Genomic DNA, 25,543 nt, shown 5'->3' on the forward strand with positions numbered 1-25,543 from the left:
CCCTCAAACGCTCCCAACACCGCAACTGGCCGCAACCAGAACCGGCGACAGTCACCATCACCCAGCCAGGAGCAACCTAAAGTCACCGGCATTGGACCTAGGCGCGTCTGCCGGGCAGGCGGGTGCAGACGGTGCCGGAGGCGAGCGGGGCCGGTTCGGCCTTGAGGGCGTCGAGGGTGAAGTCCGTGGTGAGGGCGCTGATGTCGGCGGTCTGCCGGATGAGGTAGTGGTTGGCGCCGGGGGCTTCGTAGCGGGCGAGGTCGGGGACGACCGGGCGGGCCCGTAGGGCGTATTCGAGGGACTGGTTGGCGTTGGCGGCGCTGTGGTCGCCGGTGCCGTGGACGATCAGGACGCGTCGGCCGGCGAGGTGGTCGACGGGGTCGCCGCTGGGCAGCCAGGGCGCGATGCCGGCGACGCCGACGACGTTCGGGTGCCCGGCGCACCAGAAGGCGGCGCGCCCGCCGAGGGAGTTGCCGATGAGGACGACGGGTACGTCGCCGTAGCGGCGGGCGAGTTCGTCGAGGGCCCAGCGGGTGTCGACGGCGGTGTCGGCGTCGGCGCCGTTCCAGCCGCTGTAGCGGTAGCGCAGCAGGTGGACGGCGAGGCCGTGCGGGCGGCCGCGGTCGGCGAGTTCGGCGGTGAGGTTGCGCAGGCCCAGTTCGGCGACCTTCAGCGGTCCGCGCCGGCTGCGCAGGAACCCGCCGGGCAGTAGCAGGGCGACGCCGTCGACCCGCCCCGTCCCGTCGTCGCCGAGTCGTGGGGTCAGTTGTGCGGTGCGCGGCCGCTGCGCCTGGAACACGCGAAATCCCTCCCTGGTGTCTACCTCCGGATTCTACGGTTCGGCGGGCGGGTCGCGGTGCGCGTGCAGGGGCCGCAGGGCCCAGCCGGTGGCGCGGGTGCGGGGCCCCCGTGGGCCCGGCCTGGCGGGCGGGGGGAGGGCGTTGGGTGGGCGGGCCAACTCGCCTGCGGGTGCGAGGCGTTGGGGCGAGGTCAGGAGCGGCGGCCCGGCTGGTCGCCGCCGCCGGTGGAGCGGCTCCGGCCGGAGAGCAGTTCCTGCATGCTCGGGAGCTTCCGGCGCTGCGAGCCGGTCTGCGAGCCGGTCTGCGGGCCGCTCTGAAAGCCGGTTTGCGTGCCGGCGGGCGGGGCGATCGAGCGGCGGGGTTCGGGGGCCGGGCCGAGGCCGGCCTTGGCGGCCGCGTCGGCGAGGAAGTCGGAGGCCTGGCGGCGGGCGTTGTCGACCGTGCGGCGCAGGCTCTCGGCGTCGTTGCGCAGCTTGTCGGTCTGCCGGCGCAGCAGGTCGGTGCGCTGTTCGGCCTCGGTGAGCTGCTTGAGGCTGGCCGCCGCCCGGGCGGCGGCCTCCCGTTCGAGCTCCTCGCCACGTTGCTGGGCTTCGGCGACGATCTGTTGTGCCCGGGCCTCGGCGCGGGCCCGCTGGTCGGCGAGGTCCTGGTCGAGCCGGCGGCGCCGCTGGGCGATGCTGGTCTCGAATTGCAGCGCGACCTGGGCGGCCTGGTCGCGGGTGCGCTGGAACAGCGCGTCCGCTTCCTGCCGGCGGGCGAGGACGTACGGGTCCTCCTCGGCGGCGGGGACGTCCCGGACGGTGGCGTGGTAGCCGGCCGGGGGTCGTTCGGCCTGCTCGGCGAGGTGGATCAGGCGTTCGGCGACCTGGTCGGCGTGCGGCGGCCGTCGGTCGGGGTCCTTGGCGAGCAGTTCGAGGACGAGGGTGTCGACGTCGGCGGGCAGGCCGGGCCGGAGGGTGCCGGGGGCGGCCGGGTGGACCTCGCCGTGCTGGCGGATGAGTTCGTAGAGGGTGCCGCGGAACGGGGTGCGGCCGGTGAGGAGTTCGTACAGGAGGCAGCCGAAGGCGTAGAGGTCGGAGCGGGCGTCGAGGCCGCCGCTGTCGAAGCGTTCGGGGGCCATGTAGGCGGGGGTGCCGACGATGACGTTGGTGCTGGTGATGCCGTCGTCGGCGGTGCCGACCCGGGCGATGCCGAAGTCGACGACCTTGACCTCCCCGGACGACTGGATCATCACGTTGGCCGGCTTGACGTCCCGGTGGACGACGCCGGCCCGGTGCGCGGTGGCGAGGGCCTGGGAGATCTGGACGGCCCAGGTGAGGGCCTGGCGCAGGGGCAGCGGTCCGTCGCCGAGGTGGCGGCTGAGCGGGGCGCCGTCGAGCAGTTCCATGACCAGGAAGTAGAGCGGCCGGCCGGCCTCGTCGTGCCGGCCGAAGTCGTGCACGGTGACGATGGACGGGTGGTTGAGCGCGCCGGCGGTGGCCACCTCGCGGACGAACCGGGCCGCGTCCTTGGGGGTGTTGTTGCTGCCCGGGAGCATCACCTTGACGGCGACGAGCCGTTGGATCCGCGCGTCGCGGGCCTTCCAGACCGCGCCGAAGGCGCCCTCGCCGATCTGCTCGACCAGCTCGTACCGCCCGTCGAGTACGTCGCCCGGCTGCATCCCCGCCCCTTTCACGCCCCCGGTGCCGCGCCCCGGCCCCCGGGTCAACCTACCGTCCGTCGCCGGGGCCGGGAGTTTTCCGTTGTCTTTGTTCAGGATCGAGCCAGGCTCTGCGATCATCCGATGATCGTCGTTCGTGCGTGGGCGGCGCTTGACGGGGGAGTGACCGACATGGCCGAGGGGCCCGTGGACAGTGCCGCCGGGGCCGGGCGGGCCCGCAGGTCCGTCCGCCTCGCCAGGGGCGGGTTCGCCATGGACAAGGAGGCCTGGATGGTGGTCTCCGGCGGGGTGCTGGGGGCCATGTTCGCGAGCATGGGCCTGGCCGTGCTGATCGGGCCGTCCCAGGGGTACGGCGGCGAGAGCCTCGACATCATGGGCATCGTCAGCATCCTCGGCCTGATGCCCTGCGGGGCCGGCCTGCTGTGGGCGCTGCTCCACCCCCGGCGCGGCCTCCCCGCGGTCGCCGTGGGGATCCTGTTCGGGCTCGCCGCGTTCGTCTCCTTCGCCGGGACCGGCCTCAACGACGCCTGGGAGGCGCCGCTGGACCGGCCGTCGTCGATCCGCGCCGTCGGCAGCTGGACCAGCGGGGACGTGGTGGTGCGGGTCCGGCCCGACCAGGTGGTGGCCTACCGCGGCACCACCGGGCAGGTCGCGTGGCGGTGGACGCCGCCGGGCGAGGACTCCGTCTGCGCCATGAGCCGCGGGACGGGCCACGGCCTCGGACTGCTCGGCCACTCCCCGCACGACCGGCCGTGCGCGGCGGTGACGGCGCTCAACCTCGCCGACGGCAAGGCCGCCTGGACCGCCGCGGCGGACGCGCCCGGCCGCGTCGGGGACACGGCGGCGCCCGATCTGCTCGCCGTCGCCGGGGACGAGGCCGTCCTCCAGGAGCGGACCGGCTGGCGCGCGGTGCACCTGGCCGACGGGCGCGCTTCCTGGCGCGGCGACGCGGACGCCGGCTGCTCGCCGTTGCAGGTGGCGGGCGGGGCGGCGGAGGTGGTGACGGTCGCGCAGTGCGGCGACGCCGCGCCGGTGCTGCGGTCGCTGGCCCCGGCGGACGGGCGGGAGCGGACCCGGGTCGCCCTGCCGGTCACGGGCGGCCTGAAGGACGTCGCGGTGGTCTCCACCGAGCCCCTCGCGGTCTGGGTCGACGCGCAGGGCGAGCGCGGGACGCACGCCGTGCTCAGCTTCGACGGGGCGGGGCGGCAGCGGGCGTCGATCCCGGTCGCGGGGGACGAGTACGACCTCGACGTCATGCTGGGCGGCGCCCACGCGTACGACGCGTTCGCCGCCCGCCCGCTGTTCGGCGGGGTGGTCGTCGGCGACCAGCTGATCGTCCCCGGCGAGAAGCCGGACGACGTCCGGATCAGCGGGGGGAAGAACCCCAGCCGCATCGCCACCGGGCGCCTGGTCGCCTACTCGCTCGCCGACGGCGGTAAGCGCTGGACGTCCGGGCTGGACGACCAGGTGACGGGGCTGCTGGTGGACGGCGCGTCGGTGTGGGCGCTGACCCGGGACAAGCTGACCCGGGTCGACGCCGCGACCGGGCGGAAGAGCAGTGAACTGGACGTCAACGACTCCAAGTCCGTCCACCCGGTGGACCTGTCGGTTTCCGGGCCCGGCCGGTTCACGGTGGTGGCGGAGGACGGCACGCGGGACGAGCCGCCGGCCCGGGGCATGGGCTGAGCCGGCTCGGGGCATGGGCTGAGCCTGCGGGGCGCTTGATCGCCCGTTGTTCGTCACGCTCGGTCACGGCCACGGCCCGGGGGTGCCGCCCCGAGCGGCTGTGTCAGGCTGGTGGGGGAGCACCGCCGAGATCGGGAGGCTCGTGATGGCCGAGATCAGGGTGAACGGGGTGTCGCTGCACTACGAGGCCCGTGGCGAGGGGCCCGGCGTCGTCCTGGTGCACGGCTCGTGGAGCGACGCCGACAGCTGGGCGCGCGTGATGCCGGGCCTGGCCGAGTCGACCACCGTCGTCGCCTACGACCGGCGGGGCCACAGCCGCAGTGAGGACCCGCTCACCCAGGGTTCGGTCCACGAGGACGCGGCCGACCTGGCCGGGCTGATCGACGGGCTCGGACTCGCGCCGGCGTTCGTCTGCGGGAACTCGTACGGTTCGCTGATCACGCTGCGGCTCGCCGCCGCCCGGCCCGACCTGCTGCGGGGGATCGCCGTGCACGAGCCGCCCGGCGCCGGCATCCTGCTCGCCGACCCCGAGCTGAGGCCGGTCGCCACCGCGCTCGCCGACCGGATCACCGCCGTCCGGGAGCTGCTGGAGCAGGCCGAGTCGGCCGCGGCGGCGGAGCTGTTCGTGGAGACGGTCACCTTCGGGCCGGGGGCCTGGGCACAGCTGCCCGCGCCGGTGCGGCACACGTACGTGCGCAACGCGCCGACCTACCTGGACGAGCTGCGGGACCCGGACGCCCTGGACCTCGACCTGAACGCGTTGGCCCGCTTCACGGAACCGGCTCTACTCACGCAGAGTGACAACAGTCCGCCGATGTACGGCGAGGTGCTGGACATCATCGACCTCACCCTGTCGAAGGTGGAACGACACCTGTACCGGGGTGCCGGTCACGCACCGCACCTGTCGCAGCCGGAGGAATGGGTGCGGGTGGTGCTGCCGCGCGCCCTGGCGTGAGCCCCCACTCCGGGAGCGCGCCCGGCCCGTTGCGCGCTGGGGCGTAACGGGCCGACCGCACGCGTCAGTTGGGCGAGGCGCCCCAGCCGTCGTCCGGGAGGGTGCGGTCCGGCTCGGGGCAGTCGGTGTGGTCGTAGCCCCACAGCAGGGCCTTGTTCAGCACCCAGTCGTCTGGCGGCGGCGCGTCATCATGGCCCTCGGGGGCCGCGTGGCCGTCGCGGGCCTGGTGACCGTCGCGGTCGGTGAGGACGAACGCCACCCGGACCTCCTCGGCCACCGCCACCTCCAGGGTGCGCTGATCGGGGACGTTCTCGTACGTCACGGTCTCCCAGCGGCAGCCGGCGGCGGTCAGCGCGGCGATCAGGGCCGACTCGGTGACGTGCGTGTCGAGCGTCAGCAACCCGCCACCGGCCAGCGGGAGTTCGAGTTCGCCGTGCCACACGGGCAGGGACAGCGACTGGAGCCGGCGGCAGTGGCAGAACACCGTCTGCACGTCGCCCCAGCTGAAGCCGTGCGGCCAGCGGGACTCGCGGTGGATCCGCCCGCCGTCCCAGGGATCGCCGTAGTGGGCGGCGAGTTCGGGCAGCGAGGCGTTGTAGCGCAGCCCGTCCGGACCGTCCAGGCCGCCGGTGGTCGCCAGCGCGGTGAGCCGCGCGAGGAAGTCCGTCACCCCAGGCACCCGCGCACCGCCTCGATCAGCCGGTTGGCGCGGGCGTCGCCGTGGCCGATCATCCGGTTGGCGACGTAGCCGAAGCCGACGCCGAACTCGTCGTCCCCGAAGGCGAACTGGCCGCCCGCGCCGTCGTTGCCGAAGCTGCGCGCGCCCAGCAGCGGGCGGAAGGCGGGGGAGTCGAGCAGCAGGCCGGAACCCCAGCGGGCGCCCATGTCGAAGCCCAGGAAGCCCGCGCCGGAGGAGACTTCGCGCACCGCGTCGGTGACGGTCTCGTGCGAGAGCAGGCGCGGGCCGCCGTCCAGGCCGGTGGCGGCGGCCGCGTACAGCCCCGCCAGCCCGGTGGCGGAGGCGACCGCGCCCGCGCCGGGCAGCTCGATCGCGTGCAGGGCCGGGTCGTTCCAGCCGTGCGGCACGTCCAGGCCGGGGAAGACCAGGGCGCCGTTCATCGTCACGATCCGGGTCAGCAGGTGCTCCGGGCCGGGCATCGGACGGCGGCCCTCCGCCTCCACCAGCCGGGCCAGGCGGGGGAGTTCACTCTCCGGCAGGCCGATCCGGACCGGCAGGCCGAGCGGCTCGGCGATCTCCTTGCGGAGGAACTCGCCCGGCGTGAGCCCGGTGATCCGGCGGATCACCTCGCCGACCGCGAAGCCCAGGACGTGGCCGTGGTACTCGTAGGCCGTGCCGGGCTCCCAGAGCGGCTCCTGCGCCTCGATCGCGCGGACGACGGGAGCCCAGCCGGCGATCTCCTCGAAGGACAGCACCGCGTCCAGGGCCGGGATGCCCGCGCGGTGGCCGAGGATCATGCGGGTGGTGATGTCCTGCTTGCCGTGGCGGGCGAACTCGGGCCAGTAGCGGGCGATCGGCGCGTCGAGGTCGAGGCGGCCCTGCTGGGCGAGCAGGTGGGCGCTGATGCTCACCGCGCCCTTGGCGCAGGAGAAGACCGGGACGAGGGTGTCCTGCGTCCAGGCCCGGCCGGTGCGTTCGTCGGCCGTCCCGCCCCACAGCTCGACCACCTTGCGGCCGCCGGAGAACACCGTGACGGCGGCGCCGAGTTCGGGGAACTCGTCGAAGTTGCGGGCGAAGACGTCCGCCACGGCGCCGAACCGTTCGTCGGTCCAGCCCTGGTACTGCTGCATGGTGTTCCGCCCCGTTCCTTCGTTCACGTGGAGCCGCTGGCCCCAAGATCGTCGACCGGACCACGGTACGGCGTCGGGGCGGTCGGCACGACCGGTTTCCCACCCGGGCGGCGGTGGGGAGCCGGCGCCCGGGCGGTGGTCCGTCGCCCGCCGTCAGCTGCGGCCGGTGACGTAGAGGGGCTTCATGTCGACGACCGTCGCGGTGACGGTGTGCCCCAGGCCCTCGCGGGCGGCGTTGGTGAGCACGCCGGGGTCGGCCTCGGCGTGCTCGGCGAACAGGCCGCCGAGGCCCCGGGCGCGGGCGTACTCGGCCTTGGCGCGGACGGAGCGCGGGGTGTCGAGGGAGAGGAAGACGCCGGTGCTCGGGTTGTGGAGGTAGTCGGCGTCGGCGGAGATGTCCGTGTACAGCTCGAAGCCGTTGCGGCCCTCGCCCTGCTCCAGGTCGAGGTAGTTGCGCAGCACGTCGGCGTAGGTGCTCGTGCCGGGGGCGAAGGAGCCGACCGTCTGGCCCGACGCGGTGTCGTACGTGCCGCGCAGGGGCGAGCTGCGGGTGAGCCGGGCCTGCCTGGCGTTGCGGGTGGTGGTGGCGTAGCCGAGGTGGATGCGGTGGGGGGCCACGCCGGCGCGCTCGATCAGGTGGGTGACGGCGTTGTCGACGCAGTCCGTCTGGCTGCTGCTCGGGTCGCGGCGCAGCGAGGTGTGGTGCCCGAGCCCGGCGGACCAGGGGCTGCCGAAGAAGTCGAAGGACATCAGGTCCAGCCGGTCGGCGCCGGCCTCGACCAGGAGCGGGACGTTCATCGCGTCCAGTTGGGCGGCGGAGGCCGGCACCGCGACGGCGATCGTCGCGTTCCGGTCGGCGGCGGACAGCGCGGCCCTGGTCTCGCGGATGAGCTCGGCGAAGTTCCCGGCGTCCTCCGGGCCGTACCCGGCCTCCGGGGCGCCGGCCGAGCCGGGCCAGCGCCAGTCCAGGTGGAGGGTGGAGAACATCGGGAAGGCGCGGAAGATCCGTACCACGGACTGGGCGAACCTCCGCCGGGAGGCGGGCTCCTGCGCGATGGCGTGGAAGGCCTCGCTCAGGTCCCAGCCGCCGATGTGCAGTCCGACCGCGAGGTCCGGGTTGCGCTCCTTGAGACGACGGGCGGCGCCCAGCAGGCCCTGGGCCTGCTGCTGGGTGAACAGGTCCTGGTAGTCGTTGGAGACCCAGCCGTCGAACCCGTAGCCGAGGTAGGCGGCCGCCGCGCTCCAGGCGTCGATGAAGGTCACGGCGCCGCGCTCGGAGGAGGCGATGCCGAAGTCCTGGGCGGCCTGGGCGGTGGCGGGCCCCAGGCTGCCCCGGCCGCCGACGAGGCCGACCAGGCCGAGCACGATCTCGTCGAAGGCGCCGTTCGCGACCTCCAGCCGGGTGACGTCCGCGCCCGGCCCGCCGGTGGGGCCTCCGCTGTCGTCGGTCAGGCGGCTGTCGTAGGCCCAGGTGGTGTCCAGGAAGCCGGACACGGTCTGCTCGCCGCTGCGCCGGTAGGTGTTGAAGGCGGGCTTGGCGACCCGGCAGGGGGTGAAGGAGAGCTTCGAGTCCTCCCGCGCCGGGTCGAAGCCGTTCATCTCGTACGTGCGCTCGGCCGCGTCCACCGCCTGGCCGTTGAGGCCGGGGTCGGACGGGTACACCAGCTCGCTCATGGCATGCGCTCCCTGTGGTGGGGATGACGGAATGCGCCCGGATCGACGCCGGGCGTGATCACGCTTGGGAGCGTAATGGCGGGAGCTGTGCGTGTGGGGCGGTTCGGACGAACTGGTTGACGGTCGATCAGATGAGCGGTAATGCCGACGCCGCTCACCGCAGGGCATGCGGTGAGCGGCGCAGGGTGGTGCGGGGCGGTGGGTGGTCAGGCGGTGAAGCGGGGGTCGCGGGCTTCGATGGCCTGGACGAAGGCGGTCCATTCGGCCTGGTCGAAGGCGAGGTGGGGGCGGCCGGGGTTCTTGTCGTCGCCGAGCCAGACGTCGCCGTTGGGGAAGCGGGCGATGATCACGCAGTTGCCATTGGAGTCGCCGGAGAAGGGGGACTTGGCCCAGTCGGCGTCGGCGGGGTTGTGGTTGTACGGGTCGCGCTTCTCGCTCACGTGATCTCTTCCAACTTGCGTTCAAGGGCGGCAATGGTGGCGGTCGGCGAAAGCGCGCACCGCTTCAGCCGAGCGAAGGCCCGCTCGGCCCGACGGACTTCACGTCCCGATTTACGCGGGAGCATACCGCCGACGGCTTCGACGAATGCGAAGCTCTCACCTGGCTCCCCAGGGAAGCGAAGAAGCGTAAGCCCCGACGCCAGAATCCCAGGTCGCCCAGCGCTGAGCGGAACCATGCGAAGGATGACGTTGGGGTACTGAGCCACCTTGAGAACGTGCCGGATCTGACCGGCAAGAACCTCTTCGTCGCCGCCGACGAGTAGGGCCACCTCGCCAAAGTAGGCGTCGAGATTGAGTAGTGGCGCTTTGGTGAGCCTGCGTTGGCGAAGAATGCGGATCTCGGCAGCAGCCTCGTTCTGGTCCTCGCTGAGACCGTCGAGACCGGCGGCGATCACCTCGCGTGCGTAATCCTCGGTCTGCAGCAGTCCAGGGAAGGCCGACAGGTAGTAGTCGAGCATCTGAGTGGCATCGGCCTCAAGACTGAGGTACTCGGCGAAAGCGGAGCTGATCGTGTCGGCAAACTCGTGATCCTGCCACCAGTGCCGTGAAGGGCCGTCAGTGGCCAACGCCTCGATCTCTGCCCTTTCCGGGCCGGTGATCCCGCAGTGGTCCATGAACGCGGCCAAGTCAGCTGCGGTCACCGGCAGCAGCGCCCTCTCGACCTTGCTGAGTCGAGCCGGGTTCCAGCCCTTCAGGCCGGCGGTCACGTCGGCGAGCGTCTTGTTGTTCTCTGTGCGCCATGCTCGTAGCTCGTCTCCGAGCCGGATCTGCCTGATCGCTGACGGGTCCTTGCTCAACGCGCCCCTCCCTTGGTCTGCGGCCCCAGTCTTGCTGGCCGTGCTACAGGGCTCAAGCCAAGTTCAAGATCAAATAATTTATTTTTCTCTTGGCATTGTTCGGGTTGCAAATTCGATTTTCGATGCCCCACACTCACTGTGACCGCACGAACACGCCACTGAAGGTGTGGGGTGACTCATGTCCACCTTGCGTAACCCGGTCCTCCGAACCTGGGAGACCACCCTCACCGAGCACGAGACCTCGGTCCGTACCGCCCGCCGCCTGGTCCGTGACCAGCTCACCTCCTGGGGCTGGGCCGGTGACCCGGTCGACGACCTCGTCCTCATCGCCTCCGAGTTCGTGACCAACGCTGTCGTCCACGCCTGTCACGGCGACGGCGAAGTCCGGCTCTACCTCCAGGAGTTCGACGGCGACTGCCGCCTCGAAGTCTGGGACCCCCGCAGCGACCTCCCGCTCCTGGAGCGGCGTCCGGGCCGTTTCAACGAGTGCGGCCGCGGGATCGAACTCGCCCGCCGGCTCGCCGTCGACTTCGGGGTGGTCGCGCGGTGCGGCACGGGCAAGCGCGTCTGGGCGCGCGTCCTCCGTACCGCGAACAGCAACGTTCCCTCGCCCGAAAGTTGAGCGTCATCAAGCTCGCCACCACGGCTGCGATCACCGCCGCCAGCCTCGCCCTCGCCTGCTTCGCCTCGGACCTCGTTCCGCCGCGCGAGCCGGCCACCGCCGACGTCGTCTGGTGGACCACCCTGGCCGCCGCCCTGATGACCGGCATCAACCGCCACAGCGACAACTCCGACGACGACAACGACTGAACCGAGGCCGCTCACCCCATGACGACCATGCACCCCGCCGCCATCGCCTTCCGCGACCCGGCGGCCCTCCGCGCCCGCTGCGACATCGGCAACGTCCGCAGAGTCCACGGCGAGCCCGACTACGAGAACGGAGCCGTCGTCCCCGCCGGCGACTGGTCCCCGCTCCCCGAGGACCACCCCGAGCGCTACGCGCCGGGCTCCTTCACCAAGGACAGCGGCCTGGTCGAGTTCTTCCGCCTCCCTGGGACCGTCACCGACGTCCACACCGTCGCCGCGCTCGTCGGCCTCCTCGGCGATCCGCTGCACGTTGCCCTGGACGAGGCCGACGACCCGCCCGGCGAGTTGGTCACCCACCGGTTGCCCGAGAACGGCCTGTGTCTCGGCCTGCATGTCGACAACCACCAGAACCTGCCGTACCCGGACCGCGACACCGCCCGCCGCCGCCTCTGCGTCAACCTCGGCCCCGGCAGCCGCTACCTCCTGCTCGCGGACACCGACATCAAGTCCATCTGCCGTACCGTCCACGACCGTTACGAGACTCACTGCCCCCACACCGACGACCTGCGGATGTTCGTCGCCCTGCGCAAACCGCTCAAGCTGCTGCGGGTCCGCATCGACCCGGGGGAGGGCTGGCTCGCCCCGACCGCCGTGCTGCCGTACGACGAGTCCACGGAAGGTGTGGAAGGTCAGGGCCGGTGGTCCACCACCGCGTCCTGGCTCGGCCACTGGGGGCGCGACCTCTTCGACCCGCTGATCTGATCGCGCGCCGATCACTCTCCGCACACACCCCGATCGGCGGGGCGGGCGCAGGCCGCACCGTTGCGCACTTTGGAGCGCGGCAAATCTGAGGGGCGCGCAAGAGGCACCACGCGCCTCTGTTCGCGCCCCTTTGAGGTCGAGAACCCTCGCACGCCCGGCCCCGACGATCCGGGGCTGCCAGCGACTATCTGACCGCGCGTTCGGGCAGGCTCGGGCGGACACCGATCGAAGGAGGCCGTGATGGCCGCAGTGCACGAATCCGTACTCGACGCGATCGGCGGGACACCGCTGTTCCGCCTCGCCCGGCTCGGCGCCGGGCTGCCCGCGCCGATCTACGCCAAGGCCGAGTTCCTCAACATCGGCGGCAGCGTCAAGGACCGCGCCGCGCTGTCCATGGTGCTGGCCGCCGAGCGGGACGGCCTGCTGCGGCCGGGCGGGACGATCGTCGAGGCGACCTCCGGCAACACCGGCATCGGGCTGACCATCGTCGGGCGGCAGCGCGGCTACCGGGTGATCGCCGGGGTGTCCGACAAGTCGGCGCCCGAGAAGTCCGACATCCTGCGGGCGTACGGCGCCGAGGTGGTGCTCGCCCCGACGGCCGTGCCCGCCGAGGACCCGGCGCACCTGTTCAACGTCGTGCAGCGGCTGGTGGAGGAGATCCCCGGCGCCTGGCTCGCCAACCAGTACGACAACCTGGCCAATCCTGACGCCCATGTGCGCACCACCGGTCCCGAGATCTGGGAGCAGACCGGCGGCCGGGTGACCCACTTCGTCGCGGGCGTCGGCACCGGCGGGACCGTCACCGGCACCGGCGGGTACCTCCAGCAGGTGTCCGGCGGCTCCGTGACCGTGGTCGGCGCGGACCCGGAGTCCTCGATGTACGGGGGCGGGGACGGCAGCCCGTGGTTCGTCGAGAGCATCGGGCACTTCCTCCACCCCGGCACCGTCGAGGACCGCTGGCCGCAGGCCTACCGCTCGGAGGTGGTGGACGCCTTCGAGCGCATCCCGGACCGCGAGTCGCTGCTGACGGCCCGTCGGCTCGCCCGCGAGGAGGGCATCCTGGCCGGTCCTTCCTCGGGCACGGCGGTGGCGGCGGCGCTGCGGGTCGCGCGGCGGCTCGGGCCGGACGACCTGGTGGTGGTGCTGCTGCCGGACTCCGGGCGCTCGTACCTGTCCAAGGTGCACAGCGACGACTGGATGCGGCAGTGGGGCTTCCTGGAGGCGGAATCGGGGTCGGAGGCGGCGAACAGCCTTCGGTCGCTGCTCGCCGGGGCCGGCCCGCTGGTCGCGGTCGACGCCGGCGCGACGGTCGGCGAGGCACTGGAGGCGCTGCGTGCCGTGCCCGGCGGGGTGGCACCGGTGGTGCTGGCGCGGGCGGCGAGGCCGTACGGGGTGAGCGCGACGGAGGTGGTCGGCTCGGTGTCGCGGGCGGTGCTGGCGGCTGCGCTCGCGGACGGCGGCGCCAAGCCGGGCGATCCGTTGGGTGGTCCGCCGGGTGAATCGCCGGGTGGTCCGTTGGGCGCACTGCTCGGGCCGGCGCTGCCGGCGGTGGGCGTCGGGCAGTCGCCGGCCGAGGCGCGGGCGGCGCTGGGGGGCGCGCACGAGGCCGTGTTGGTGCTGGTCGACGGGCGGGCGGTGGCGGTGCTGTCGCGGGCGCGGCTTGGGGGCGGGGCTTGAGGGCGGGGTCGTTCGGCGGGCTCAGCGGGCTCAGCGGGGCGTCGGCGGGGCCAGGATGGCCGTGATCACCCGGTCCAGCGAGCGGTCGAAGGCGGCGTCCGGATCGGAGGGTGGTCCGGACGCCGCGAACGCCTGGGCCAGGTGCGGGTATTCGCCGCTCATGGCGGCTCGGGTGAGGTAACCGACCAGCTCCGCCTGCCACTTGGCGCCTGAGGCCGCCGTCTGCTCGTACTGGGCGTACTGGCAGACGAAGCCGTTGAACAGGGCCATGGCCTCCATCCGGGCGCCGCCGTCCAGGCCGGTGGAGGCGGTGACGGCGAGGAAGTGGTCGGTGTAGCGCAGGGCGTTGGGGCCGATGCCCGGGCGGGCGAGCACCAGGGCCGGCAGCCAGGGGTGGCGGCGGAAGATGGCGAGTTGCTGGCGGGCGAGCGCCGCCAGGTCGGCGCGGACGTCGCCGCTCGGCGCGGCCGGCAGCTCGTACTCGGCGGTGACGGCGTCGAGCATGAGGTCGAGCAGGTGCTCCTTCTTCGGCACGTAGTTGTAGAGCGACATGGTGCCCGCCCCGAGGGCGGCCGCGACCCGGCGCATGGAGGCGGCGTCCAGGCCCTCCGCGTCGGCGATCTCGACGGCCGCGGCGGCGATGGACGTCCGGCTGTGGGCCGGTTTCGGCCCGCGGCCGGTGCGTTCGGGGCGCAGCCAGATCAGTTCGGGCGCCTCGGGGGCGGCCGGGCGCTCGCTGGTGCTGGGGGGTTCGTTGGACGGCACTGGGTGATCACCTCGCCCCCCATCTTAGATACGTACGACGTACGTAGTAGCATCTGACCCACGCTTCTACGTACGCTGTACCTAGAGAAGGGGCAGAGCCATGTCCGACACCGCCCGACCCGCCATCGAGATGGCAGGCGTGGAGAAACGATTCGGGACCACCGAGGCCCTCCGCGGCCTCGACCTCGCCGTTCCCGCCGGCACCGTCTGCGGGTTGCTCGGCCCCAACGGCGCCGGCAAGACCACCGCCGTCCGCGTCCTCGCCACCCTCGTCGCCCCAGACCGGGGCACCGTCCGCGTCGCCGGCCACGACGTCGTCAGCGCCGCCGAGGACGTCCGCCGGGCCATCGGCCTCGCCGGGCAGTACGCCGCCGTCGACGAGGGCATCACCGGGCGCGACAACCTCCACCTGTTCGGTCGGCTGCACCGCCTCGGCGCCCGCCGCGCCCGTGCCCGCGCCGACGAACTGCTCGAACGCTTCGACCTCACCGAGGCCGGCGACCGGCTCGTCCGCACCTACTCCGGCGGCATGCGCCGACGCCTCGACCTCATCGCCAGCCTGGTCACCAGCCCCCCGGTGCTCTTCCTCGACGAGCCGACCACCGGGCTCGACCCGCGCAGCCGTCAGGAAATCTGGGACACCGTCAAGGAGTTGGCCGACGGGGGCACCACCGTGCTGCTCACCACCCAGTACCTGGAAGAGGCCGACCGGCTCGCCGACGACATCGTCGTCGTCGATCACGGCGCCGCCATCGCCACCGGCCCACCGGCCCGGCTCAAGGCCGCGATCGGCAGTCAGCTGTCCGTCACCCTCGCCGACCCGGCCCAACTCGCCGCCGCCGCCGTGGTGCTGTCCACCCTCTCGGGCGGCGACGCGCACGTGGACGCGGCCGAACGGACCGTGACGGTGCTGACCCAGCCCGGCGTGTCCGTCCTGCTTCCCTCGCTGGTAAGGGAGTTGGACACCGTCGGGATCACCGCCGAGGACGCCGCCGTACGGGCCCCCTCGCTGGACGACGTGTTCCTCGCGCTCACCCGCGAATCCGCCGAAACCCTGAGGAGGGCCGCCTGATGGCCGCCGTGTACGCCCCCGCGCCGATGCCGTCCCGCACCGCCCGGCTGGCCGTCGACACCTGGACGTCGATGCTCCGCATCCTCCTCAACTACCGCCACTCGCCAGGCCTGTTGGCCGCCTCGCTGGGCGTCCCGGTGATCATGGTGGTGGTCTTCGGGTACGTCTTCGGCAGCGCCATGCGGATCCCGGGCGGCGGCGACTACCGCGAGTTCCTGATGCCCGGCCTGTTCGCCATGGTCGCCACCAACGGCGTCATGGTGACCATGGTCGGCGCCGCCCGCGACGTCGGCCGCGGCATCACCGACCGGCTACGCTCCATGCCCGTCTCCCGCACCGGACTGCTGCTCGGGCAGACCCTCGCCGACCTGCTGGTCAGCGTCGTCGTCCTGACCCTCCTCGCGCTCGTCGGCCTCGCCGCCGGCTGGCGCGTGCGCGAGGGCGCCGGGGACGCGGCGGGCGCGTTCGCCCTGCTGCTGCTCTTCCGCTTCGTGATGACCTGGGTCGGCACCTGCCTCGGCCTGGCCATCGGCAAGGAGGACGCCGCCGGCCAACTCTCCGTCGCGGTCTTCCCGATCGCGATGGTCACCAACGCCTACGTCCCCACCGGCGGCATGCCCGGGTGGCTGCGGGTCGTCGCCGACTGGAACCCGGTCAGCGCCGTCGTCCAGGCCTGCCGCGAACTTTTCGGCAACCCCTCGGCGGCCGGCGACGCCTGGCCCATGCAGCACGCCGTCCTCGCCTCGGTGCTCTGGAGCGGTCTGCTGCTCGCGCTCTGCATGCCGCTCGCCGTACGGAAGTTCGCGACGCACGGGCGCTGATCGGGGCGGTCGGTCGTTCATCCGTCCGTCCGTCCGTAAGTCCGTCCGCTCACCCGTTTCGTCTGACGGAATGTGCTGGACACCGCTGCCGGTACGGTCGAAGGTGGGCGCCATGGAGTACACCCACCTCGGCCGCACCGGCCTGACCGTCTCCCGACTCTGCCTGGGCACCATGAACTTCGGCCCCCACACCGAGGAGTCCGAGGCCCACCGCATCATGGACACCGCCCACGAGCGGGGCATCAACTTCTTCGACACCGCCAACGCCTACGGCCGCGACAGCGAGGGCAACCTCAGGGGCCGGACCGAGGAGATCATCGGCCGCTGGTTCGCCCAGGGCGGCGGCCGCCGCGAACGCACCGTCCTCGCCACCAAGGTGTACGGGCCGATGGGTGACTGGCCCAACGAGGGCAAGCTCTCCGCCCTCGCCATCCGCCGCGCCGTCGAGGCCAGCCTGCGGCGCCTGAACACCGACCACATCGACCTCTACCAGATGCACCACATCGACCGGGACACGCCCTGGGAGGAGATCTGGCAGGCGATGGAGGTCCTGGTCGCCCAGGGCAAGATCATCTACGTCGGCTCCAGCAACTTCGCCGGCTGGCACCTCGCCCAGGCCCAGGAGGCCGCCCGCTCCCGGCACTTCCTCGGCCTGGTGAGCGAACAGTCGCTCTACAACCTCCTCGACCGCACCATCGAACTGGAGGTCATCCCCGCCCTCCAGCACTACGGCCTCGGCCTGCTGCCCTGGTCCCCGCTGCGCAGCGGCCTCCTCGGCGGCATCCTCCGCAAGGAACGCGAAGGCACCCGCGTCCGCGGCGCCCTGCCCCAGGCCGACGCACTCCTCGCCACCCACCGCGACCGCCTCCAGGCCTACGAGGACCTCGCCGCCGACCTCGGCACCGAGCCCGCCGACCTCGCCCTCGCCTGGCTCCTCACCCGCCCCGCCGTCACCGCCCCCATCATCGGCCCCCGCACCCCCGCCCACCTCGACGCCGCCGTCGCCGCCCTCGACCTGAAGCTCGACCAGAAGACCCTCGACCGCCTCGACGAACTCTTCCCCGGCCACCAGCCGGCCCCGGAGGACTACGCCTGGTAGCCGCGCACGGGCGCTGTCCTGCCCCGGCGGTACGACCGGGGCAGGACAGCGGGGCAGGACATCGGCGAGGTCAACCGGCGCCGTTCGAGGAGGCGTCGGGCCAGTCGGTCAGGCCCAGCTGCGGCCATCTCGTCGCCGGTACCCTCCGGTTAGTCGATGGCCCGGGGCACGGCAGTGTGTGGACCGAACCCGAGTCGAGGACGCAGTACGACGACCAGCTCGCTGCCCGCGCCTCACCTGGGTCGACCAGCGTCACGGCCCAGAGCAGCACGCTGTCGTCCCCGGGCAGGCGGTCGACGGCGGATCCTGCGAGGAGGATGGCATTGGGCCCTCCGCCGGCGAACCCGGGATCGGTCAGTAGGAGGCCACCTGTGGACGGGTCGGTGAAGTCCAGATGGTGGCCGGTCCAGTGACCCCTGAGCGCCTCCGTGAGCCGGCGGCTTGGGACGGGCTGGGAGACCGGGTCGGCGAAGCGCCCGTACGCCGGCGGCCCGGCTTGGCTCCCCGGGTGATTGACGACGGTCGGCAGCGGGGCAGACCAGTCGACGCGCGGCACGCCGAACTCGGGTCGGGTGTAGTACTCCGCCAGGAAGCTGTGGCCCGGCCAGCTCTCCAGGGGCCGCAGCCGCCTCGGCACGCCGTCGCCCTGCGTCAACGCCCCGCTGAGTGCGCTCCGTGGCACCAGGTGTGACTCGACCCGCAGCACGGGAGGGATCCGGGGGATCCGGTGCGCGGGCGAGGCATGCCGCCAGGAGTCGGTGAGGCGGATGATGTGTGGCGGTAGATGCAGACGTGGCAGATCCTCCTTCGGCTGGTCCTCCTCGCTGCGCAGGTGGTGGAGGCCGTTGAGCAGCAGCCATGGTGCGCCGGTGGGATCGGAACGGATGAGCACCTCTGTCAGAGCTGCCGGAGGTCCGACCGTCGAGGCCCGCGCCTCGGCGGCCGAGAATGGCGGTGTCCACCAGTTCTCTGATCGTGCAAGGGTGTTGAGACGGGTTCTCCACCTTGCGCCAAGAGTCGGATCGACGGCGCGCCGACAGTATCGGGCCTCCTCCTGTTCTTCCGGATCCGGCGGGGACGCCGTCTGCAGGACACGGGTGGCCTGTTCGGCGAACCACTCCTGTTGAGCACGCTGGAGGGCCTTGGCCACGGCGGGGCTGGAGGTGTCGAACTCCCCGGCGTCGGTTCTGTGGAGAAGTCGGCTGGGCAGTCCGAGGGTGAGGAACCACGCCCGAGAGGCCAGCCAGGACTGACGGGGCCTCGGGCTTTCTTCCTCGAACGGACACCAGGAGAGCGTCGAGGCCGCCCGCGCGATGATTCGGCTGCCGAAGGGGAGGACCGCTACACGCGGGCGGCGCAGAGGGACCGCGGGGAAGGTGCTGTCTGCGATGGCGTCCGGGCGGAGCACCCCCCGGACGGCGAGGACCGCGTCGTGGATGCGCAGGTGCGGCCGAGCGATCGCACGCGTGATCGCAGCTGTGATCGGATCCGTGATCCGGTGGTCCGAGCCCGTGGGCGAGCTGCGGGCGAGGGCCCCGTATGCGGCGAGCCAAGTCGCCTCCGCCACGAGTTCGTCCCGGTGGTGGCCCGATCGGGTGAGCTGTCGGCCGATCAGTTCCGGCCGGTTCACCCAGAGGTCCGCCGCCGTGCGAATGCAGGCGTCGCGGAAGCTGTGGTGGCCGACGCCGGAGAGCCAGAGCAGCAGCGAGGTGACCTCTTCGACCACTGCGTCGCCCCGAGGGCCGATGGATTCGGCCCAGTGGACGAGCCTTCGGAGAAGGGCGATTCCGTTCGGATCGGCGAGGAGGTCGACGATGGGCCCCGCGAATCGGCGCTCAAACCGGCTACGGCGCCAGGCGGTCAGCTGATCCTGCAGGAACTCCACGCCCAGCGGGTGCTTGTGGCAGGTCGCGTTCACCAGGATGGAGTACAGCGCATTCGGGGCGGACCCGGGGTCGCGAAGCTGCCGGATCAGGAAGGCCCGGGATGAGCGGCCGGCCCGCTTCGGGTCCCGGCCCTCCAGTGACTCCAGAACCGCGCCGGCGACGAGGGACCGATGTCGACGGGGCACCAGGTCCGACAGCTCGGCGCCCTCGACGACATGCGGTGTCGCACCTGCCAGCGCCTCCAGCATCCTTTGGTGGTCGGCACGTTGGCCGGACTCCGGATCGCCGTCGCGCGCCCGGTGCGCCGTGTGAACGATCCGGGCGACGGCCCTGGAGGGACGTCGGCCACGAAGCAGGTTCACGGCTCGGACGTGTTCGGCGAACCGCTGGATCGCGAAGCGGACGTGCCGGGTGTTCGGATCCAGGGCCAGTACGCCCGCGTTCTCCAGCCAGCGCAGGAGCACGGCCGGATCGCTCAATCCGGGAGTGTCTGCCAGCACCTGGCAGGCTGCGCGGTATTCGAGGGTGCCCTCCTCTCCGACCTGCTCGGACAGGACCTCGCAGGCGAGGGTGACCAGGGGCGCCGGGGTCGGCGACGGACCGGCGCGGAGCGCGTGCGCCGCGTCCAGGTGTGCGGCGTAGTCGCCGTCGAGGATGAGCAGCCAGGACTGGAAGAGGTCGCCGACGGTCGGTGTGACGATCGGCCCAGGGGCCGGCTGAGGGGAGCGGTGCAGGCACCAGGCCAGCACGGCGAGCATCAGCGGTCGGCGCAGTTCGGAGACGTCCGGCGGGAGCAGCAGTTCCGGGAGCCCGTACATGTCCTGGTACACCCGCCAGGCCTGGCCTGGGCGGGAGATCCCGGGATTCCAGAGGAAGCCATGAACCCGGGTGACGGCCGCCTCCGAGGTGCCCACGGGGCCGGCCGGCCGGGTGTCCATCCGGACGGTGCCGACCAGAGTCACCAGTGGGTAGCGCCGCACCAGTTCGGCCAGGGAGGCGAACGCCGTCCGGACGTCCCCGTGCAGGCAGCGGACCTCGTTCAACGCGTCGATTGCGAGCACGGCGCGACGGCCGGTCAGCAGGGCCTGTTGTTGGAGGGCCGCGAGCAGGTCGCGCAGGCCGTGGGCCCGGGTGCCGGGTGAGACCCGACGGGGGAGTTGGGCCTCGAAAGCCTCGTCCGGACCGAACTCGTGTCCACAGACGAAGGCCGTGGGCGCGCCGTCCGTGATGCGTTCCTGGACCCAGCCGCCCAGCCCGTAGGACTTGCCGGTTCCCCAACCGCCGCCGACGAGGAGGGCGCCGGTCTGTCGGGCCGCGAGGGCGGGGTCGTCGCATACGGTCCGGAGCCGGTGCCCGCAGGTCTGGAGGTCGTCGAGCGCGGCGAGCAGACGGCCCACGGAAGCGCGTTGCACGTACGGGAGCGAGTCGAACGGTTTGGCGGCGCACACGGCGGCCAGCAGCTCGTCGTACATGGCGGTGATGCTCTCGGTCACCCGGCCGCAGAGTTGGAGCACCTGGTCGATCTGTCTGCGAACGGACTGCGGGTCGGTTCGGCTCTCCGTGTTGAGCAGGTTCGCGGTCGCGTCCAGCTGTTCGGCGCAGAGGGCGCGGTCGCTGTCGGAACGGGTCCATCTCCGGCCGGCCTGCGCTGCCGGACCGGCGGACGGTGCGGGCAGGTCGTCGAGCGCCGGGCGCCAGCCATCCCATACCCGAAGGACGGATGCGGTCTCGGCAAGCCGGTTCGCGAGTACCGAAGGGTCGTCGAGCTCGGCGAGGGCGTCGGACAGGAAGGTGGCGAGCGGCGGAGGCTGGATGTCGACCCGTCCCCGATGGCGGCGAACGGTGCGGGCGGCGGCCGCGGCGTGCCGGTGAAGGTCGGACAGCCGCAGGTAGGCGGGGTCGAAGTACGCCGGAATGGCCTCCTCGGCGAGCGATACGAGGGCGCGCTCGATATCGCTTCTGGTGTAGGCGAGGAACCGCATGGGCGAACCGGGGCGCGCACGGTCGACCTGCGCCGCCCACCGCTCGGCCGCCGCCCGCCACTGCTTCGTGCCAGGTGCGGCGCCTCCCCCGGCGGTGAGGTCCTGCGGGAGGAAGACCAGGAGGTCGGTGAGGTCAGGGTGGTGGGTGAGGGCCGATTTGATGGACTCGTCCACGGCACCGAGCGCGGAGCTCAGTTTTCCGTGGTACTTCGCCTGGATCCCGACCATCCGACCGTCCGCGAGCCGCGCGCAGGCCTCCAGTCCGCCGTCCGGGGGCCGGAGAGCCAGCAGCGTCCCGGCGATGGCGGGGGCGAAGTCGCGTTCGAGGATCGCGGGGAAGAGATGGACGCAGAGCTTCTCGAACACCTGGGCCGGTGCGGCCCCGAGGTCGCTACGGAGCCGGGTGAGATCTACTCCGAGAGGCAATTCGCAGTCCTTTCCGCGGAGCTTGGCCTGTGGAGGGGGACGGCGCGGGGAACCGACGGCCCCCGCGCCTCAGGTCACGCCAGAGAACGGGCGATGCGGTCCCAGGTCTCGACCTGGGCCATGGCATCGGTGACGAGGTCGAGCGCGGCGGCGATGTCTCGGCCCGGCCCGTGGAGAGTGGGAGCGGTGGTGGTGAGCCAGTCCAGGGTGATGCGGAGGAGCCGGAGGGTTTCGAGAGCCTCGCGGGCGAACCGGGACATGTCGGTGAGCTGGCGTGCGACGTCACGGTTCTGGATGTTGTCGCGGGTCTGTGGGTGGTGGTCGAGTCTGCTGAGCGCGGTGTGTACGGCGGCATCGATGTCGGGAATCAGCGCGGCGAACTCCGCAGCGCAGGACCTGAGTTCCACGGCGGGGCGGGCGATCGCGGTGCTGAGGCGTTCGGCTGCCGTGCCGTCCGGTGCGGTAGCCAGGTCCGGCACGAGCTCCTCGGCGAGCGCGGCGATGTCGTTCACCAGCCCGGTGACCGCCTTGAGGCCCTCGGTCAGTGGGGGCATGGTCGTCTGGAACGTGGCGAAGAGGTCGGTCGGGGTGGTGACGGCGGTCGGCGTCGGCTCCTGCCGGGAACGGAGGCCGAGCAGGATCCGAACGGGGAGGAACGGCGTGAAGCCGTCCCGGAGGGCTCGGACCAGTGCGCCCTGGAGATCCCGGCGGGCGTGTGCGAGACCGGTCTCGGATCGCTCGAACACGACCCTGCCAGTGCGTGGAAGGCCGGGCGGTTGCCGATTGCGTTCACCGATCTGGAGGGTGGGCCGCCCGGTGGTGTGGCGCAGGCCGAGCTCGTACATGACGGACGGCCTGCCGTCGGTCACGTCGGCGATGACGATGTCGGCCCCGAGTACCTGCCGGTAGCGCAGCTCGTCCGGTTGGGCAGGGTCCGAGCGGAGTGGCCGGAGACCGAGGGTGGCACAGGCGGGGCGGACGATCCGCTGGTAGACCTCCAGGCCGGCGTCGTACGCGTTGCGGTCCCCGGCGGGACCGATCACGACACAGGTCAGGTGGCCCTGGGAAGGCTCCGGGACACTGGGCTTGGGTACCGTGGCCGCAGCGATCATGCGAGGTCCTTCCAGCTGAGCCCCGGGAGCGGTGGCGCAATTGTCAGGTGGGACAAGTCATCCTCATAGATGGGGAGTTCATCGATGCCGAGGGCGCTGAGCAGTCCGACGGTGGGCACCCGGTAGCGGTGCCCGGCGCGGACCACCGGACAGGGGAAGACTCCGCGGTGAACGAGGTTGTAAGCGGTGCCCAGACAGATGCCGAACGCGCGCGCGGCGGTCCGCAGGTCGACGGCCAGCGGGAGCCCGAACAGCTCGGGGAAGGTGAGTGCCCCCTGGGCGTGGGTGGTCATCGGTCGGCCCCCGCCGGGCGGAGGGGGAGCGTCCCGAGCCGCGGGCCCCGGCGGCGCCGATGGGCGTGCTGGACGACCTCGCGCAGGCCGAGGTGGTCGGCGAGTTCGCCGAGCCGCGCGCCCTCGATCGCCGAGCGGGAGGAGAGGCGCAGCGGTGCGGTCAGGCCGTCCGGGCGGTCCGGCGAGGTGATCGCGAGATCCCACAGGTCCTCGGTCGACTCCGAGGTGCGGGCGTCGGCCACCGCGACGATGTCCTCGACCGGCCGTCCGCCCGAGGCCGAGCGGCGGGCGAAGTCCCATCCCCGGCGGCCCGCAGCCTTGAGCAGCTGCGGGCCGACGTCGGGGTCGTCCGGGGAGACCTCGGCCAGCCGTTCGATCAGGGCGAGCATGACCTCGGATTCGACATCGCGCCGGTCCGCGCCCAGCCGGGCGGAGGCCTGGCGGGCGACCCGCTGAAGCCGAGGCAGGGCGAGCCAGACCACGGCCTCGACCCACCCGGCTACCTCCGTCGAACCGATGGCCATGGCCAGCGAGTCGTGCTGAGCGAGTGCGACGGCACGACGCCAGATCTCGCGGCGCAGCGACTCGTCAACCGGCTGCTCGTACAGGGCTGCGCGCGCCTGCGGCAGCTCGAGGAGGCGGGTTGCTCCGCCGACCTCGACCTGGAGAGCGTTCGGCCGCAAATGGGCGGCGCTGGTCACCCGCTGGTGGATGACGTCGAGCACACTGTTGTACGTGATCAGAGCCATGGGGCGGTTCCTCCAGTCGAACGGTGCGGGTCGATGTAGGGCTTGAGCGCCGAGTGAAAGCGGTTGATCGCTCGGGAAAGCCTTCCGACTTCCCTGGGCGGCTGGTGTGGGGCGCTGTCGGGGGCGATGAGGAGGTTGCCTGAGGGGGTGGGGATGTACAGCCACGCCCGACGGGCGAACTCCTTGTCGGGGACGGTCGCCAGGATGCGGCGGAACCGGTCGGGGTGCAGGCCGGTGTGCCGGGACACGACCGCGTCCTCGTACACCCGGTCGGAGACGATCGCCACCAGGTGCGTCGTCTCCTCGCTGGCCTTGGCCAGGACGGCCTTGACCTCCTGGGAGTCGAGCAGTCGGTGCAGTTCGTTCCTCGCGGGCCCGTTCCCCTCGCCGGGTACGCCTTCGGGCGCCACGTGGCCGGAGTGGACGCTGACCCGCATCCGCAGTCGGACGTGGCCCGAATCGGCGTTGTGCTTGGCGAGTTTCTCGTCGAGGCGGTCGAGGAAGGGGTGGACGACGAATCCCAGCAGTGTGGGATCGAAGCCGAACGTGACCCCGTCGCCGGAGTTGACGGGGAACCGCTTTGTGGTCCGGAGGTCGTCGAGGCCGGCTGCGGTGAGGGCGGCGTCCAGGATCTCCTCAAGGTAGGCACTGACCGGCGCGTGGACGGCGCCGGGCAAACTGGTGAAGCCCTTCAGGTCGACGCAGAGCAGGCCGGAGAGCGGCGGCAGGGGCCGACTGACGATGCCGGGAAGTGACGGGGGTTCGGGCATGGCGGTCTCCAGGAACGCAAGGTTCGGCGGTCGCCGGGCTGACGACGAAGAGTCTGCGGTCGGCCGGCGAGGATTAGGGGGCCCGCGACCCCTTAGCCATGTGTCCTGCGCCACACCTGGTTCGTGGCCGGCGAAGGGGCGCGGCAGGGTAGCAGCCGGTGCCGGGCGGATCGCGCCTCATGCGCCAACTCGTCCTACCCGGGCCTTGGTTGGCGATCGCTCCCCTAATCTCCCGCCATGAACTTGTGCAACAACTCCTCGTCGGGGCTGCTCATGGGCCCGAACCGGACCTTTCAGGCGCTCGTGGGGCCGGCCGCGTGGAACGGCGTCCTCAAGGGCACCGAGCGGAGGAAGCTTCCGGCGGGCCGGAAGCTGGTGGGGCAGGGCGACGTGGGCGCCTTCGTGATCGTCGTGATCAGAGGTGTGGTGAGGGTCGACCAGATCGGGGGTCGTGCCGGTGCGGGTAAGCGGCTGCTTGCCTTCCGGCGTGGCGGCGACCTCATCGGGGACCTCGCGGTGCTCGGTTTCGGCGTGCGGACGGCCACGGTGACGGCGTACACCGACTGTGAGGTGGCGATCGTGCCCGGGGAGACGTTTCGGAGCCCCGGTTTCCAGCGCGACTACGGCTTGGCGATCTCGTCGTACATCGCCGGCCGGCACTGGGAGGCCCAGATGCTGGCGCAGCCCGGCGACAACCGGGCCCGGGTCGCATGGGTCCTTGTACCGCTGCTCGACCACGAGGAGGGGATTACGCGGAGTGTGGCGAATGACGTCCAACTTCCGGTTGTCCAAAGGGATCTCGCAAGTTGCCTGGGCATCGGCGCCAAGCAGGTACGGCAGGTCGTGTCGGTGACGCCGTTCGGCGGGACGCTGGCCGGTCGGCGGGGGCGGCTCGTGGTCGAGGACCCCGAGGGTCTGCGCGCGGCCGCCGCGCGGCTCGGCGGACTGTCGTGAGCGGTTGACGGCCGTCGTCACGTCGCGGCGATCAGGGCGGCGCCGGTCTCGAACACGTGGTGCCAGGCCTGGTCCAGGAGGTAGGCGCCGTTCATGCCGTGGTCGGCGAGCCGCACGAAGTCTCCCCGCCGGGTGAAGTCGGCCGCCCGGCGGAGGGGTTCGCGGCGGTCGGCGAGGTAGTGGGTGGCGGCGGACAGCGCGAGGGCGGCGAGGAGGCGGCGGGGTTTGGGGCGGAGGCCGAGGGCGCGGGTGCCGAGGAGGAGGGCGGCGGCCTGGGTGGCGGTGTAGGCGGCGACGTGTGCGGTGCAGGCGCGGCGGCCGGCCGGGGTGGGCCGGCCCTTGGTGCCGGCCTGGTGGTCGGTCTGGATCCAGTGGTCGGCGAGGGTGGCGGAGGCGCGGAGGAGGGCGTAGGCGGCGGCGAAGGCGGCGGCGCGGGAGGCGGGTTGGGGGGTGGAGGCCGGCGTGGGCATGGGCATGGGCGTAGGTG

Annotated in this window: 24 protein-coding genes; 10 read left to right on the forward strand and 14 right to left on the reverse strand. The window is 72.3% G+C overall.

What is annotated here, in order from left to right; all coding sequences use genetic code 11:
- Nucleotides 1–97 precede the first annotated feature (97 nt).
- Both ACIP37_RS03870 and ACIP37_RS03875 read right to left on the reverse strand, forming a co-directional pair.
- Nucleotides 98–799 (reverse strand): alpha/beta hydrolase, encoded by a 702-nt coding sequence (locus ACIP37_RS03870; protein WP_363583166.1) that lies wholly within the window; start codon nucleotides 797–799, stop codon nucleotides 98–100.
- A gap of 191 nt (nucleotides 800–990) precedes the next feature.
- Nucleotides 991–2,460: a protein kinase domain-containing protein gene (locus ACIP37_RS03875; RefSeq protein ID WP_363583168.1), complete on the reverse strand. Its 1,470-nt coding sequence runs from the start codon at nucleotides 2,458–2,460 to the stop codon at nucleotides 991–993.
- 171 nt (nucleotides 2,461–2,631) lie between these two features.
- Between ACIP37_RS03875 and ACIP37_RS03880 the strand changes: the two genes are divergently transcribed.
- The gene (locus ACIP37_RS03880; protein ID WP_400843207.1) at nucleotides 2,632–4,146 is read left to right on the forward strand and encodes a hypothetical protein; all 1,515 of its coding nucleotides are present in this window, start codon (nucleotides 2,632–2,634) and stop codon (nucleotides 4,144–4,146) included.
- Between the two features lie 145 nt (nucleotides 4,147–4,291).
- Complete coding sequence (locus ACIP37_RS03885; protein ID WP_363583172.1) at nucleotides 4,292–5,101, forward strand: alpha/beta hydrolase; 810 nt, start codon at nucleotides 4,292–4,294, stop codon at nucleotides 5,099–5,101.
- Nucleotides 5,102–5,165: 64 nt separating this feature from the next.
- Here ACIP37_RS03885 and ACIP37_RS03890 read toward each other — a convergent pair whose 3' ends face one another.
- The 5 genes from ACIP37_RS03890 to ACIP37_RS03910 form a co-directional block, all read right to left on the reverse strand.
- Complete coding sequence (locus tag ACIP37_RS03890) at nucleotides 5,166–5,771, reverse strand: hypothetical protein (RefSeq protein ID WP_363627491.1); 606 nt, start codon at nucleotides 5,769–5,771, stop codon at nucleotides 5,166–5,168.
- A complete protein-coding gene (locus ACIP37_RS03895; protein WP_400843210.1) occupies nucleotides 5,768–6,910 on the reverse strand; it encodes a serine hydrolase domain-containing protein in 1,143 nt (380 codons plus the stop codon). Before ACIP37_RS03895 ends, ACIP37_RS03890 begins: the two co-directional genes overlap by 4 nt.
- Nucleotides 6,911–7,063: 153 nt before the next feature.
- Nucleotides 7,064–8,584, reverse strand: coding sequence for a glycosyl hydrolase family 18 protein (locus tag ACIP37_RS03900; RefSeq protein ID WP_400843213.1), 1,521 nt, complete (start codon nucleotides 8,582–8,584; stop codon nucleotides 7,064–7,066).
- Nucleotides 8,585–8,790: 206 nt separating this feature from the next.
- A complete protein-coding gene (locus ACIP37_RS03905; protein ID WP_363583180.1) occupies nucleotides 8,791–9,024 on the reverse strand; it encodes a DUF397 domain-containing protein in 234 nt (77 codons plus the stop codon).
- Nucleotides 9,021–9,881 (reverse strand): helix-turn-helix transcriptional regulator, encoded by an 861-nt coding sequence (locus ACIP37_RS03910; RefSeq protein ID WP_363583182.1) that lies wholly within the window; start codon nucleotides 9,879–9,881, stop codon nucleotides 9,021–9,023. The genes ACIP37_RS03905 and ACIP37_RS03910 overlap by 4 nt, the downstream gene beginning before the upstream one ends.
- Before the next feature lie 178 nt (nucleotides 9,882–10,059).
- On the opposite strand from ACIP37_RS03910, the gene ACIP37_RS03915 reads away from it, so the two are divergent.
- The 4 genes from ACIP37_RS03915 to ACIP37_RS03930 all read left to right on the forward strand — a co-directional run bounded on the left by ACIP37_RS03915 (nucleotide 10,060) and on the right by ACIP37_RS03930 (nucleotide 13,127).
- Nucleotides 10,060–10,503, forward strand: a complete 444-nt coding sequence (locus ACIP37_RS03915) for an ATP-binding protein (protein WP_400803524.1) — start codon at nucleotides 10,060–10,062, stop codon at nucleotides 10,501–10,503.
- A complete protein-coding gene (locus ACIP37_RS03920; protein WP_350887235.1) occupies nucleotides 10,500–10,691 on the forward strand; it encodes a hypothetical protein in 192 nt (63 codons plus the stop codon). The genes ACIP37_RS03915 and ACIP37_RS03920 overlap by 4 nt, the downstream gene beginning before the upstream one ends.
- Nucleotides 10,692–10,709: 18 nt before the next feature.
- On the forward strand, nucleotides 10,710–11,450 hold the full coding sequence (locus ACIP37_RS03925; RefSeq protein ID WP_400803520.1) for a hypothetical protein: 741 nt from the start codon (nucleotides 10,710–10,712) through the stop codon (nucleotides 11,448–11,450).
- Nucleotides 11,451–11,690: 240 nt separating this feature from the next.
- The gene (locus tag ACIP37_RS03930; protein ID WP_400843218.1) at nucleotides 11,691–13,127 is read left to right on the forward strand and encodes a PLP-dependent cysteine synthase family protein; all 1,437 of its coding nucleotides are present in this window, start codon (nucleotides 11,691–11,693) and stop codon (nucleotides 13,125–13,127) included.
- 30 nt (nucleotides 13,128–13,157) lie between these two features.
- Here ACIP37_RS03930 and ACIP37_RS03935 read toward each other — a convergent pair whose 3' ends face one another.
- The gene (locus ACIP37_RS03935) at nucleotides 13,158–13,892 is read right to left on the reverse strand and encodes a TetR/AcrR family transcriptional regulator C-terminal domain-containing protein (protein WP_363583190.1); all 735 of its coding nucleotides are present in this window, start codon (nucleotides 13,890–13,892) and stop codon (nucleotides 13,158–13,160) included.
- A gap of 100 nt (nucleotides 13,893–13,992) precedes the next feature.
- Between ACIP37_RS03935 and ACIP37_RS03940 the strand changes: the two genes are divergently transcribed.
- The 3 genes from ACIP37_RS03940 (at nucleotide 13,993) to ACIP37_RS03950 (ending at nucleotide 16,884) form a co-directional block, all read left to right on the forward strand.
- Nucleotides 13,993–14,964 (forward strand): ATP-binding cassette domain-containing protein, encoded by a 972-nt coding sequence (locus tag ACIP37_RS03940; RefSeq protein ID WP_363627496.1) that lies wholly within the window; start codon nucleotides 13,993–13,995, stop codon nucleotides 14,962–14,964.
- Nucleotides 14,964–15,785: an ABC transporter permease gene (locus ACIP37_RS03945; RefSeq protein ID WP_400843223.1), complete on the forward strand. Its 822-nt coding sequence runs from the start codon at nucleotides 14,964–14,966 to the stop codon at nucleotides 15,783–15,785. Before ACIP37_RS03940 ends, ACIP37_RS03945 begins: the two co-directional genes overlap by 1 nt.
- Nucleotides 15,786–15,897: 112 nt before the next feature.
- A complete protein-coding gene (locus ACIP37_RS03950; RefSeq protein ID WP_363583196.1) occupies nucleotides 15,898–16,884 on the forward strand; it encodes an aldo/keto reductase in 987 nt (328 codons plus the stop codon).
- Between the two features lie 70 nt (nucleotides 16,885–16,954).
- On the opposite strand, the gene ACIP37_RS03955 is transcribed toward ACIP37_RS03950, so the two are convergent.
- From ACIP37_RS03955 to ACIP37_RS03975, 5 genes are all read right to left on the reverse strand, one after another.
- On the reverse strand, nucleotides 16,955–21,178 hold the full coding sequence (locus ACIP37_RS03955; protein ID WP_400803509.1) for a hypothetical protein: 4,224 nt from the start codon (nucleotides 21,176–21,178) through the stop codon (nucleotides 16,955–16,957).
- Nucleotides 21,179–21,252: 74 nt separating this feature from the next.
- Nucleotides 21,253–22,290: a hypothetical protein gene (locus tag ACIP37_RS03960; RefSeq protein ID WP_400803506.1), complete on the reverse strand. Its 1,038-nt coding sequence runs from the start codon at nucleotides 22,288–22,290 to the stop codon at nucleotides 21,253–21,255.
- Nucleotides 22,287–22,583: a DNA-binding protein gene (locus ACIP37_RS03965; RefSeq protein ID WP_363583201.1), complete on the reverse strand. Its 297-nt coding sequence runs from the start codon at nucleotides 22,581–22,583 to the stop codon at nucleotides 22,287–22,289. Before ACIP37_RS03965 ends, ACIP37_RS03960 begins: the two co-directional genes overlap by 4 nt.
- The gene (locus tag ACIP37_RS03970) at nucleotides 22,580–23,332 is read right to left on the reverse strand and encodes a hypothetical protein (protein WP_363627499.1); all 753 of its coding nucleotides are present in this window, start codon (nucleotides 23,330–23,332) and stop codon (nucleotides 22,580–22,582) included. Before ACIP37_RS03970 ends, ACIP37_RS03965 begins: the two co-directional genes overlap by 4 nt.
- Nucleotides 23,323–24,102 (reverse strand): hypothetical protein, encoded by a 780-nt coding sequence (locus ACIP37_RS03975; RefSeq protein ID WP_363583205.1) that lies wholly within the window; start codon nucleotides 24,100–24,102, stop codon nucleotides 23,323–23,325. Before ACIP37_RS03975 ends, ACIP37_RS03970 begins: the two co-directional genes overlap by 10 nt.
- A gap of 237 nt (nucleotides 24,103–24,339) precedes the next feature.
- On the opposite strand from ACIP37_RS03975, the gene ACIP37_RS03980 reads away from it, so the two are divergent.
- Nucleotides 24,340–25,056 carry a cyclic nucleotide-binding domain-containing protein gene (locus tag ACIP37_RS03980; protein WP_363583207.1) on the forward strand — a complete coding sequence of 239 codons (717 nt, stop codon included), beginning with the start codon at nucleotides 24,340–24,342 and terminating at the stop codon, nucleotides 25,054–25,056.
- Between the two features lie 17 nt (nucleotides 25,057–25,073).
- Here ACIP37_RS03980 and ACIP37_RS03985 read toward each other — a convergent pair whose 3' ends face one another.
- Nucleotides 25,074–25,526: a hypothetical protein gene (locus ACIP37_RS03985; protein ID WP_400803501.1), complete on the reverse strand. Its 453-nt coding sequence runs from the start codon at nucleotides 25,524–25,526 to the stop codon at nucleotides 25,074–25,076.
- Between the last annotated feature and the right edge of the window lie 17 nt (nucleotides 25,527–25,543).

Source organism: Kitasatospora sp. NPDC088861 (assembly GCF_044750105.1).
GTDB lineage: Bacteria > Actinomycetota > Actinomycetes > Streptomycetales > Streptomycetaceae > Kitasatospora.